At 66.0% G+C, this 12,140-nt stretch carries 11 protein-coding genes; 9 read left to right on the top strand and 2 right to left on the bottom strand.

Features of this window, described 5'->3' with window-relative positions; genetic code table 11:
- Position 1: 1 nt before the first annotated feature.
- Positions 2-1,597: a glycerol-3-phosphate dehydrogenase gene (gene glpD / locus G5V65_RS14835; protein WP_343162853.1), complete on the bottom strand. Its 1,596-nt coding sequence runs from the start codon at positions 1,595-1,597 to the stop codon at positions 2-4.
- Positions 1,598-1,875: 278 nt separating this feature from the next.
- On the opposite strand from glpD, the gene G5V65_RS14830 reads away from it, so the two are divergent.
- Positions 1,876-2,640 carry a DeoR/GlpR family DNA-binding transcription regulator gene (locus G5V65_RS14830; RefSeq protein WP_165051548.1) on the top strand — a complete coding sequence of 255 codons (765 nt, stop codon included), beginning with the start codon at positions 1,876-1,878 and terminating at the stop codon, positions 2,638-2,640.
- A 7-nt stretch (positions 2,641-2,647) separates the two neighbouring features.
- On the opposite strand, the gene xrtD is transcribed toward G5V65_RS14830, so the two are convergent.
- Positions 2,648-4,282: a VPLPA-CTERM-specific exosortase XrtD gene (xrtD, locus tag G5V65_RS14825; protein WP_165051545.1), complete on the bottom strand. Its 1,635-nt coding sequence runs from the start codon at positions 4,280-4,282 to the stop codon at positions 2,648-2,650.
- 126 nt (positions 4,283-4,408) lie between these two features.
- Here xrtD and G5V65_RS14820 point away from each other — a divergent pair, with 126 nt between their 5' ends.
- The 8 genes from G5V65_RS14820 (at position 4,409) to G5V65_RS14785 (ending at position 12,103) form a co-directional block, all read left to right on the top strand.
- Positions 4,409-5,308, top strand: a complete 900-nt coding sequence (locus tag G5V65_RS14820; protein ID WP_165051543.1) for an ExeA family protein — start codon at positions 4,409-4,411, stop codon at positions 5,306-5,308.
- 61 nt (positions 5,309-5,369) lie between these two features.
- Positions 5,370-6,488: a glycosyltransferase family 4 protein gene (locus tag G5V65_RS14815; protein WP_165051541.1), complete on the top strand. Its 1,119-nt coding sequence runs from the start codon at positions 5,370-5,372 to the stop codon at positions 6,486-6,488.
- Positions 6,485-7,270, top strand: coding sequence for a YdcF family protein (locus G5V65_RS14810; RefSeq protein ID WP_165051539.1), 786 nt, complete (start codon positions 6,485-6,487; stop codon positions 7,268-7,270). Before G5V65_RS14815 ends, G5V65_RS14810 begins: the two co-directional genes overlap by 4 nt.
- A gap of 174 nt (positions 7,271-7,444) precedes the next feature.
- Positions 7,445-8,476 (top strand): NAD-dependent epimerase/dehydratase family protein, encoded by a 1,032-nt coding sequence (locus G5V65_RS14805; RefSeq protein ID WP_165051537.1) that lies wholly within the window; start codon positions 7,445-7,447, stop codon positions 8,474-8,476.
- A gap of 4 nt (positions 8,477-8,480) precedes the next feature.
- The gene (locus tag G5V65_RS14800) at positions 8,481-9,293 is read left to right on the top strand and encodes a glycosyltransferase family 25 protein (RefSeq protein WP_165051534.1); all 813 of its coding nucleotides are present in this window, start codon (positions 8,481-8,483) and stop codon (positions 9,291-9,293) included.
- Entirely contained in the window at positions 9,286-10,557 is a 1,272-nt protein-coding gene (gene tviB / locus G5V65_RS14795; RefSeq protein WP_165051532.1) for a Vi polysaccharide biosynthesis UDP-N-acetylglucosamine C-6 dehydrogenase TviB, read from the top strand. The genes G5V65_RS14800 and tviB overlap by 8 nt, the downstream gene beginning before the upstream one ends.
- Complete coding sequence (locus G5V65_RS14790; RefSeq protein ID WP_165051530.1) at positions 10,557-11,549, top strand: glycosyltransferase; 993 nt, start codon at positions 10,557-10,559, stop codon at positions 11,547-11,549. The genes tviB and G5V65_RS14790 overlap by 1 nt, the downstream gene beginning before the upstream one ends.
- Positions 11,546-12,103 (top strand): glycosyltransferase, encoded by a 558-nt coding sequence (locus tag G5V65_RS14785; RefSeq protein WP_165051528.1) that lies wholly within the window; start codon positions 11,546-11,548, stop codon positions 12,101-12,103. Before G5V65_RS14790 ends, G5V65_RS14785 begins: the two co-directional genes overlap by 4 nt.
- Positions 12,104-12,140 lie beyond the last annotated feature (37 nt).

Below are 12,140 nucleotides of genomic sequence, written 5' to 3'. Positions count from 1 at the left end.
CTCATTCCGCCGCGGGGCTGACCGCCCCGTGGGTTGCGGCGCCTGACATGTAAGCGTCAAGCGCAGCGATCTGGTCCTTCGACAGGCGAAGGCCGAGTTTGGTGCGCCGCCAGACGATGTCTGCGGCGGCGCGGGCGAATTCGTGCTGCATGAGCCAGCGCACCTCGGCCTCGGTCAGGGTGGCGCCGAAGTCGCGGCCGAGGTCGGCGGCGGTTTGCGCGTTGCCGAGCAGGGTTTCCGCTTCGGACCCGTAGGCGCGGATCAGGCGGGCGGCCCAGTAATCGGTCAGGAAGGGGAAGCGCGATTTCAGCGCGGCGGTCAGGGCGGGGACGGCGTCATGGGCGAAATCGCCACCCGGCAGGGCGACGCGGGCGGTCCAGGGGCCGGTGGCCTGCGGGAAGAAGGGTTGGAGTTTCTCCAGCGCGGATTCGGCGAGGCGGCGGTAGGTCGTGATCTTGCCGCCGAAGACGTTCAGAAGCGGTGCGCCGTTGCCGTCGAGCGAGAGGACATAGTCGCGGGTCGCCGCCGTCGCGGATTTCGCGCCGTCGTTGTAGAGGGGACGGACGCCGGAATAAGTCCAGACCACGTCCTTCACGGTGACGGGCTTGGCGAAGTATTGCGAGGCGAATTTCAGCAGGTAATCGCGTTCCTCATCCGTGCAGGTGGCGTCTTTCGGGGCGGCCTTGTGGTCCTTGTCGGTGGTGCCGATCAGGGTGAAGTCCTGCTCATACGGGATGGCGAAGATGATGCGGCCATCGGTGCCCTGGAAGAAATAGCAGCGGTCGTGGTCGTAGAGTTTCTTCGTGACGATATGCGAGCCGCGCACGAGGCGGACGCCTTCGGAGGAATTGATGCGGGCGACGTTGCGGATCACGTCTTCGACCCAGGGGCCGCCTGCATTCACCAGCGCGCGGGCGTGGTGGGTGCGGCTGCCTTCGGGGCCTTCGGTCACGATTTCCCACAGATCGCCTGCCCGTGTGGCCGAGGTGACGCGGGTGCGGGTCAGCACCGTCGCGCCGCGCTGGGCGGCGTCGCGGGCGTTGAGGGAGACGAGCTTGGAATCCTCCACCCAGCAGTCGGAATATTCATAGGCGTGGTGGAAGCGGGATTGCAGCGGCTTGCCCGCCGGATCGCGCGTCAGGTCCAGCGTGCGGGTGGCGGGCAGGATCTTGCGGCCGCCCAGCGTGTCATAGAGGAACAGGCCAAGGCGGATGAGCCATGCGGGGCGGCGGCCCTTCATCCACGGCATGATGCGCGAGAGGAGGCGGCCCGTGGGCGTGTCGCCTTCGAAGCGCATGTCGGGGTGGTAGGGCAGGACGAAGCGCATGGGCCACGAGATGTGGGGCATGGCGACGAGGAGGGTTTCGCGTTCCTCCAGCGCTTCGCGGACGAGGCGGAATTCGAAATATTCGAGATAGCGCAACCCGCCGTGGAAGAGCTTGGTCGAAGCGGAGGAGGTGGCGGAGGCAAGATCGTTCTGTTCGGCCAGCACGACCGAGAGGCCGCGCCCCGTGGCGTCGCGCGCAATGCCGCAGCCGTTGATGCCGCCGCCGATGATGAAGAGGTCAGCCGTTTCAGGCCGTTGCCCTGTGGTCACGCCAGTCTCCTCCCTAGCGGTTGAGAGGGTGTTACGAATCTTACTCATAGGTCAATCCACTTTTTTCGCTTTTGCGCGATTTTATAGAAAGCGAACATTGGCGCGCAAGTGACCTTGCGTAAAGTGCTGATTATCAAGGGATTGCCGCTAAAGCGCGCATTTTCGCGCTGCGCTGCGGCAAGGTTTCTGCCTGCGCGCGCAGAGAATTTTCCGGCTTGATCGGGTCGCGCGGGATAACGAAACTGCGCGGTTATCCGGCGAAGGAAAAGGAACGCGCGATGGCGCTGAGCTTTCGGCAGAGCGAGATTCTGGAACTGGCGCGCGCCGAGGGGCGGGTGGTGGTGGAGGATCTGGCGCAGCGCTTCGATGTGACGCTGCAGACAATCCGGCGGGATCTTTCGGAACTGGCCGATATGGGGCATCTGGACCGCGTGCATGGCGGCGCGGTGCCGAAGACCGGGGTGGCCAATCTGGGCTATGAGCAGCGGCGGCGGATGAACGAGGGGGCGAAGGCCGCCATTGCGCGCGCCTGCGCGGCGGCGATCCCCGAGAATTGCAGCCTGATCATGAACCTTGGCACCACGACCGAGGCGGTGGCGCAGGAATTGCTGGCGCATCGCAACATCACGGTCGTGACGAACAACATGAACGTGGCCAATACGCTGGCCGCCAATCCGGGTTGCGAGATCATGGTGGCGGGCGGCGCGCTGCGCCGGTCGGATGGCGGGCTGGTGGGGGAGCTGACGACGCAGTTCTTCGAACAGTTCAAGGTGGATTATGCGGTGATCGGGGCCTCGGCGCTGGATCGGGACGGGGATCTGCTGGATTTCGACCTGGCCGAGGTGCGGGTGTCGAAGGCGATCATCCGGCAGGCGCGGAAGGTGTTTCTGGTCTGCGATCATTCCAAGCTGGATCGGAGCGCGCCGGCGCGGCTTGCCTCGCTGGCCGAGGTGACGGTGCTGTTCACCGACCGGCCCCTGCCCGCGGACCTGGAGCGGAAATGCCTGGAATGGGGCACGGAGGTGGTTGTCGCCCCGGCCTGAGCGGGCCTCAGGGCGCAGGGATGGGCGTCATCTGCGGCTGGGCGCGTGCATCGGCCGCGGGGAAGAAGCGGGCAAGGCGCTGGTCGAGTTCGCGGGCCATGTCCTGAAGGCGGCGGTCCGCCGTTTCGACGGGTTCGCCCTTGGGGATGGCGGTGACCAGACGGATCAGCCCCCCATCCTTGCGCCCGTGGCGGATGCTGTCCCAGAAGAGCCAGAGCTTCGAGCCGAAATCCCAGGCGATCTGGCGGCCGTTCTGGACGAAGTAGTAATAGACGAGAAGCCGTTGTTCGCCGTTCTGGACGATGGCGCGGTTGATCGGGAAGGGCTTGTCGAGGCCAAGTTCGGCGCCGATGTCGCGCCTGTCGAAGGCGGCGAATTCCCAGCCGGCATTGGGAAGGCAGACCTCGGGCGAATGCGCGCCGCTGAGGGTCTGGTCGCGGAACCATGCGGCAAAGAGTTCGACCTGCTCGCTGCGGGAATTGGTGAAATTGGCAAGGACATAGTCCTGCGCGCCCAGGGCGCGGGCTACCTCGGGATCGAGGGCCAGCCGTCTGCCGCCCACCCAATCGCCGATCTGATCGGGGAAGGAGGCGAATTCGGCACGCGGGGGTTCGACGCTGCGCACGGTGGGGAAGACCTGCCAGAGCGCCGCCGCGCCGAAGGTGAGGATGGCGAAGGCTGCGAAGGCGCGGCTGGGTTCGATCAGGGCGATGCGGCGGGCCTGCGGCATGAGGCCCGAGAAATCCAGATCCAGCGCATCGACCAGCGTGATCCGGTCCCGGCGGAACATCAGAAGCAGCCGGGCCAGGCCGAAGAGCATGATGATGGACAGAAGGAAGATGACCCAGCCTTCGAAGAAATGCGAGAAGCCCTCCAGATGCTCGGCCCCCTGATACTGCACGATCATGCCTGCGATGGCGATGCGGGCCGAATTCATCAGCACCGCGATGGGGGCGGCGGAGAGCAGCATGATCCCCTTGGTCAGGAGCGAACCCTGGAAGAGGATCGCGAAGATGTAGGAGAAGCTGAGGATGGGGAAGAGATAGCGCAGGCCGGAACAGGCCTCGGCCACGTGGAGTTTCAGCACGCCCAGATCAATGATGTAGCCGTCAAGGAAGACCGGGACATCGGCCAGCCGGAGCAGCCAGACGCCCAGTTCGGCCGAGATGAGCTGCAGCGTGATCGAGATCTTGTAATAGATCGTGCCGGGCAGCGGCAGCATGAAGCAGAGATGCAGGATCGGCGGCCAGAATCGGCGGCCCTGGTCCCAGCCGAAGCAGACAAGCAGGATTGCGCCGAACCAGACGATCAGGGCGATGGCGGTGACCATGGGGGTGTCGACCATCTGGCCCAGAAGGCCGAAGGTGACCGACAGGACCAGAAGCACAAGACCGGGCCAGCGGTTGACGGGGCCATGCAGGACCGGCTCGGTCTTCAGCTGGCGCAGGAAAAGCAGGCCGGAGAGGACGGGGATCAGCGGACCATGGCTGTAATCGGGGGTCTGCCAGACGGTCAGCAGAAGGGCGATGCCGGGCCAGAACAGCAGCGCCGCCCCAACCAGCGCCAGCGCAAGCCAGGCAAGGCCCGCCCAGTTCAGGGGCAGGCGGGTCGTCGGGGCAGAGGTGATCTGGCGGCTGTGCATCCGGCGGGCATTCTTCGTTAGTCTGTGTTAAATTTACGATACTACATGCGACAACCGCGCCGTTGTAAATAGGTGGGGGGGAATCGTCGTGACCGCAGTCAAGATCAAGAAGAGGTATGTTCGCGGATGGGAACGATCCTTGACATCTACACGGGCTATTTCGGGCTGAAGGCCCGGCCCTTTGCCATAGCCCCGGATCCCGGGCTTCTGTTCTGGTCGTCGAGCCATCGGCGGGCCTATTCCCTGATGGAATATTCCATCGTGACCAAGGCGCCCATCACGCTGGTGACGGGCGAGGTGGGCACCGGCAAGACCCTGCTGATCCAGCACATGTTGCGCAGCGTGGGGGATGACGTGGTCTTTGGCGTGGTGTCGCAGGTGCGGGGCGCGGCCGAGGATGTGCTGCCCTGGGTGCTGCTGGCGCTGGGCGAACAGGCGGCCCCGACCGATACGATGGTAGAGCTTTTCGCCCGCTTCGAGGCGCGGCTGATCCGGGAATATGCCGCCGGGCGGCGGGTGGTTCTGGTCTTTGACGAGGCGCAGAACCTGTCGGACAATGCGCTGGAGCAGATCCGCACGCTGACCAACATGAATACCGGCACGGATGAACTGCTGCAGGTCTTCCTCGTGGGGCTGTCGGGCCTGCGCGACCGGATCGTCGCGCCGGAACTGCAGCCGCTGGCGCATCGGATCGGGGCGGCGTCGCATCTGCCGGTGATGGATGTGGAGACGACGGGCGACTATATCCGCCACCGTCTGCAGGCCGTGGGGGGGGATGTCGACCTGTTCTCGGACGAGGCGGTGGAACTGATCCATGAACGCACGACGGGCATCGCGCGGCAGGTGAACCAGCTTTGCGATTTCGCGATGGTCTATGCCTTCAGCAAGGGCAATGACCGGATCGACCGGATGACCGTGCAGCAGGTGATCAAGGACGGCGTGTTCTTTGGCGGGCAGGTGGTGCTGCCGCCGGCGGCGGAGCCGGTGGTACCGGTGACGCGGATGCGGACCGCATCGAAGGACTGAGGCGGATGGAAGGCGCGGGCGGTCGATTGCCGGGGGCGGCCGGGGGCTGTGGACCGGGAACATGAACATCCTGATCACCGTGAATGCGGCCTGGAATGTCTGGCATTTCCGGCGGCCGCTGGTCGAGGCGCTGCTGGCCGACGGGCATGGCGTGACGGTGCTGGCCCCGCCAGATGACAGCGTCGCCGCGCTGGAGGCGGCGGGCTGCCGGTTCCTGCCGCTGGAGATGAGCGTGAAGGGCCTGAACCCGCTGGCCGATCTGGGCCTGATGCGCCGGTTCCAGGCGATCTTCCGGCGCGAGCGGCCCGATGCCGTGCTGGGTTTCACGATCAAGAACAACATCTTCGGGGCCATCGCCGCGCGGCGGGCGGGGGTGGCGTTCCTGCCCAATGTCACCGGGCTGGGCACGGCCTTCCTGTCGGGGGGGATGCTGAAGCTGGTGGCCGAGGGGCTGTATCGCCGGGCCTTTGCGGGGCTGCCGGTCGTGTTCTTCCAGAACGAGGATGACCGGGCGCTGTTCCTGGATCGGGGGCTGGTCGCGCCGGGGCAGGACCGGGTGCTGCCGGGATCGGGGATCAACCTGGATCATTTCCGCCCGATGCCGGGCGGGACCGGGGCGCAAGAGGCGGCGCCGGTCTTTCTGATGATCGCGCGCCTGCTGCGCGACAAGGGCGTGCTGGAATATGTCGAGGCGGCGCGGCGCATCCGGGCCGAGCGGCCCGAGGCGCGGTTTCAGCTGATCGGCGCGGCGGGGGCGGACAACCGCACGGCCATCGGGCCGGCGGATGTGGCGGCCTGGCAGCGCGCGGGCGTGATCGACTATCTGGGCACGCAGGAGGATGTGCGGCCCTTTCTGCGGGCGGCAAGCTGTGTCGTGCTGCCCTCTTACCGCGAGGGCGCGCCGCGCACGCTGATCGAGGCATCGGCCATGGGGCGGCCGGTGATCGCCACCGACGTGCCGGGCTGCCGCGCGGTGGTGGAGGATGGGGTGACGGGCCTCTTCTGCGCGCCGCGCGATGCGGAAAGCCTGGCTGCGGCGATGCGGCGCTTTCTGGCGCTGCCACGGGCGGCGCAGGAGGGGATGGGGCAGGCGGCGCGTGCCAAGATGGAGCGCGAATTCGACGAGGCCATCGTCGTGGCCGCCTATCGGCAGGCGCTGGCCGGGCTGCCGGGGCGATGAACGGCGCGTTCTTTGTGCTGAGCGAGGTGGCGGGGGCGCTTTTGCGGGTGGAGCTTTGGGGCTTTGCCCTGCTGGTGCTGGCCTGGCTTGCGCTGCGGCGGGGACGGCTGGCGCAGGCGCGGCACCTGCTGGCGGGGCTGATCGTCGGGGCGCTGGTGGTGGCGGTGCTGCCGCTGGGATCCTGGCTGCTGGCCCCGCTGGAGGCGCGCTTTCCCGCCGCGCCTGCTTTGGAGCGGGTGGACGGCATTCTGGTGCCCGGCGGGGCCGAGGACATGGCGGCGACGGACCGCTGGGGCGGGGCGCAACTGGGCGAGGCGGGTGAGCGGCTGGCGGCGGCGGCGATGCTGGCGCGACGCTTTCCCGAGGCGCGGGTGGTGCTTCTGGGATCGGGCGGGCGGCTGCGCGACGGGGCGGGGCGGTCCGGCCCGGCCGAGGCCGAGGTGGCCGCGCGGTTCCTGGCCGCGCAGGGCATCGCGCCGGGGCGGCTTCTGGCCGAGACGGGATCGCGCAACACGGCCGAGAATGCCCGGCTGGGCCTGGCTTTGGCCGACCCGCGCCCGGAGGAGACCTGGATTCTGGTCACCAGCGCCTTTCACATGCCGCGCGCGCTGCCGCGCTTTGGCGCGGAGGGCTGGCCGGGCCTGGTGGCCTGGCCCGTGGATTTCCGCAGCACGGGGCTTGCCGACGGGATCGGCTGGGAGCCGCTGCGCAATCTTGCGCTGCTGAACCTGGCGATCCGGGAATGGGTGGCGCTGGCCGCCTATCGGCTGGCCGCGCCCTGAAGCACCGCCCGCAACTGCGCCTTTCCCGCCATGCGGCGGCGGCTTGCCGCGATGCCGGGCGGCTGGCCGATAGACTCATGCCCCGGTCGCCGTTAAGAGGCTGAGCAAGAATTAATTCATGTTAATTACTCGGTCGCCCCGGATGGGGCGGGCCGGAGGGACGGCGGGACAGGCATGGCGGATGCGGCGGCGGGCAAGCGGGTCTTGATCACGGGGACGGCCGGGTTCATCGGCTTTCATCTGGCGCGGCTTCTGCTGGCCGAGGGCTTTCGCGTCCATGGCTATGACGGGATGACGGACTACTATGACGTCGCGCTGAAGCAGCGCCGCCATGCGATGCTGTTGCAGCATCCGCAGTTTTCGGCGGATGAGGCCCTGCTGGAGGATCAGGCGCGTTTCGATGCGGTGGCCGATGCCTTTCGCCCCGAGGTGATCATCCACCTCGCCGCCCAGGCGGGGGTGCGCTACAGCCTTGAGAATCCGCGCGCCTATCTGGATGCCAATGTCATCGGCACCTTCAACGTGATGGAGGCCGCGCGGCGGCTGCAGGTGGGGCATCTGCTGATGGCCTCCACCTCATCCGTCTATGGCGCGAATGAGGAGATGCCGTTTTCGGAGACCGAGAAGGCCGATACCCAGCTGACGATCTATGCCGCGACGAAGAAGGCCACGGAAAGCATGGGCCATGCCTATGCCCATCTGTGGACCCTGCCCACGACGATGTTCCGCTTCTTCACCGTCTATGGCCCCTGGGGGCGGCCTGATCTGGCATTGTTCAAATTCGTGGATGCGATCCTCGAGGACCGGCCCATCGACATCTACAACCATGGCGAGATGTATCGCGATTTCACCTATGTCGATGATCTGGTGCGCGCGATCCGGCTGCTGATCGACGCCGTGCCGGAGCGCCCCGCAGCGGGCGATGCGGTGGCCGAGGGCGACAGTCTTTCCCCCGTTGCCCCCTTCCGCATCGTCAATATCGGCAATTCCGAGAAGGTGCGGCTGCTGGATTTCATCGAGGCGATCGAGGATTGCCTCGGCCGGAAGGCGCGGCGGAATTACATGCCGATGCAGATGGGCGACGTGCCCGCGACCTGGGCGGATGCGGGCCTGCTGCAACGCCTGACGGGCTATCGCCCCCGGACCGATTTCCGCGACGGCATCGGGCGTTTCGTGGACTGGTTCCGCGACTATTACGGGAAATGAGGGGATGAAGGTCTTTATCGCCGCCATACCGCGACTGGCAGAGCGACATCGCTATGTCATTGCCCATGTCGCCCGCATATCGAGACTGCCGAGCGAGGTCATCGGCGTGGATGGCACGCGGCTGAACCGCGATGATCCGGGCGGGGACGGGCGGCATGAGAAGGCCTATCCCTCGCCGCAGATCGGCTGCGCCTTGTCGCATGTGGCGGCCTGTCGGCGGATCGTGGAGGAAGGGCTGCCCTGGGCTGTGGTGGTGGAGGATGACATCGTCCTGCCGCCGGATTTCGATGCGATCGTGGCCGAGATCGGCGGCAAGCTGCGGCTGGGCGAGGTCATCTCGCTTTACAACCCGGTGATGGTGAAGACCGCGTTTTCGCGCCATGAGGCCCTGACGAGCAGGCGCGGGCTGGATCTGCTGGTGCCCTTCGACATGGCGGATGTGCGGACGGCGGCGGCCTATGTCATCGAACGGGCCGCGGCGGCCGGGATCGCGGCGGGCAACATGCCGGTGCGGTATCTGGCCGATGATTTTCGCGGTTTCCATGACGAGGGCATGATCAACCATGTCAGAATCCTGCATCCGACCCCCTGTTCGGTGCGGCCTTTCCCATCCTCGCTTGAACATTTCCGCGCAAGGACGCTGAAGCGGCGCATCACCGATGCCGCGAACCGGATCCCGCTTGTCTCCAGCATCGTGGCGGTGCGGCGCTGGCTGCTGCGGCAGATCCACAGCCGCAACATCATCGTCTCGGACGCGCCCTCGCCGCTCTTGGCCGCGAACCCGAGATTTCCCGCAGGGGGGCACCCGCATGGATGATCAGGCGACCCTTGCCGTGATCGGGCTGGGCTATGTCGGGCTGCCGCTGGCGGTGGAGTTCGGCAAGAAGCGGGCGGTGATCGGCTTTGACATCAACCCCGCCCGCATCGCGGCGCTGGCCGCCGGGCAGGACCACACGCGCGAGGTGGAGGCGGCGGAACTGGCTGAGGCGCGGCACCTGACGCTGAGCGCGGATCCTGCGGCGCTGCGGGCGGCGCGGATCTTCATCGTGACCGTGCCCACGCCCATCGACAGCCACAAGCGGCCTGATCTGGGGCCGCTCCTCCGGGCGTCGGAAACCGTGGGGCGGGCGCTGAAGCCGGGTGATCTGGTGATCTATGAATCCACCGTCTATCCGGGCGCCACGGAAGAGGATTGCGTGCCTGTGCTGGAACGCGCCTCGGGCCTGCGCTTCAACCGCGATTTCCACTGCGGCTATAGCCCCGAGCGGATCAATCCGGGCGACCGGGCGCATCGGCTGACCACGATCCGCAAGGTGACATCGGGATCGACGCCCGAGGCGGCGGCGGCGGTGGATGCGCTTTATGCCGGGATCATCACGGCGGGCACCTACCGCGCGCCCTCGATCCGGGTGGCCGAGGCCGCGAAGGTGATCGAGAACACCCAGCGCGACCTGAACATCGCGCTGGTGAACGAACTGGCGATCATCTTCAACCGGATGGGGCTGGATACCGGGGCGGTGCTGGATGCGGCGGGGACGAAGTGGAACTTCCTGCCCTTCCGGCCCGGGCTGGTGGGCGGGCATTGCATCGGGGTGGACCCCTATTACCTGACCCACAAGGCCGAGGCGCTGGGTTATCATCCGCAGGTCATCCTGGCCGGGCGGCGGATCAATGACGGGATGGGGGCCTATGTGGCGGGGCGCATGGTCAAGGCCATGCTGAAGCGGCGCATCCAGGTGGAAGGGGCGCGGGTTCTGGTGCTGGGGCTGGCCTTCAAGGAGAACTGCCCCGACCTGCGCAACACCCGCGTGGTGGATGTGATCCGCGAATTGCAGGATTACGGCATCGCGGTCGATGTGCATGACCCCTGGGTCGATCCGGCTGAGGCGCGGGCGGAATACGGGCTGGAGCCGCTGGCAGACCCCGCGCCCGGGGCCTATGACGGCGTGCTGCTGGCCGTGGCGCATGAGGAATATCGCAAGCGCGGCCCGGCGGCGCTGCGCGCCCATGGCCGCGCGGCGCATGTGTTCTGCGACCTGAAATCCGTCTTCGGGGCGGATGAAAGCGATCTGAGGTTGTGATGGGCGGTTCCGGCGATCAGAACGGCGGCACTGGCGCGCGCGAGGCTGCGCCGCCACCCCGCAATCCGACCGTCACGATGACGCTGTTTGCCTACAATCAGGAAGCCTTCATTCGCGACGCCGTATTGGGTGCCTTTGCCCAGACCTATCAGCCGCTGGAGATCATCCTGTCGGATGATTGTTCGACGGATCGCACCTTCGAGATCATGCAGGATCTGGTTGATGCCTATCGCGGCCCGCACCGCGTGATCCTGCGCAGGAACGCGCAGAACATGGGGGTGATCCCGCATTACAATCTGGTTTTCGGCATGGTCGAGGCAGAGATCATCGTGTTTGCGGCGGGAGATGACATTTCCCTGCCGCAGCGCACGGCAACTCTGGTGCGTCGGTTGCAGGAAGACCCGCGCGCCGTGCTGGTTCATTCGAGCACGCAAACCATTGACGCGGCGGGAAAACAGGGGGGGCCATTCGCGCCGCCCGTGCAGAGCGACGATCCCGATCCGCGCCAGTTGGCATATGCAATGGCCATCTACATCGGCGCGACCGGCGCGTTTCGCAGGGATTTCTTCCAGCGGTTCGGTCCTATCGTCCATGTCGAGACCTATGAGGATATCATCCTCGGCTTTCGGGCGGCGCTGGTCGGGGGATTGCGATACATTGACGAGCCTCTGGTCCTGTATCGAACCGATGTCGGGGTGTCTTTCGTTCAGAGCAGGAAGCAGCCGGATTGGCGCGCGCAGCGCGTCAGGCTGATGACGCGCCGTATCGCGACGCTTTCCCAAAGGCTGGCCGATCTTGATCGGTCGGAGCATCCGGACCGCCAGACCATCGCAAGGATGCTGCGGCACAGGCTTTGGCGGCTTGGTGCGCAGCGGGACTACCTCACGGACCGCGCGGCCTTCTGGAAAGGTCTGGCGTCGATGCGGTTCCCTGCCTACGCCATGGCATGGCTTGCGGAAACACGGTTCAGAACGATGCGGCTATACAAATGAAAATCTCCATCGCCATGGCCACCTACAACGGGGCCAAATTCCTGCGCGAGCAACTGGACAGTTTCAGCGCCCAGACAAGGCTGCCCGATGAACTGGTCGTCTGCGATGACGGATCGAAGGATGCCACGCTGGCGATCCTCGATGCCTTTGCCGCCACCGCCCCCTTTGCCGTGCGGGTGATCCGCAACCCGGAGAATCTGGGTTTCGCGCGCAACTTCGAGAAGGCGCTGTCGCTGTGTTCGGGCGAGGTGATCTTCCTGAGCGATCAGGACGATGTCTGGCTGCCCGAAAAGCTGGCGACGGTAGAGGCGGAATTCCGGGCTGATCCGAAGCTGATGGTGACGATCAATGACATGATCATCACGGACGGGGAATTGAACCACAGCAACGTCACGCAGTTGGGGAATATCCGTGTGACGGGGTCGGACTCAAACCGATACATCGCGGGATGCTGCACGGCAATCAGGGCGGCCTTGCTGAAGGTTCTGTTGCCCATTCCGACTGATGATTTTGCCCCACATTCTCCAAGTAAGTCGCTGATTTCGCTGTCGTAATCGTGATATTTCGCATATAAATCATGGCGTTGACGGC

The organism is Paragemmobacter kunshanensis (assembly GCF_011059185.1).
GTDB lineage: Bacteria > Pseudomonadota > Alphaproteobacteria > Rhodobacterales > Rhodobacteraceae > Paragemmobacter > Paragemmobacter kunshanensis.
The sequence above is the reverse complement of the archived record's forward strand: the minus strand, read 5'-3'. Positions and strand labels throughout refer to the sequence as shown.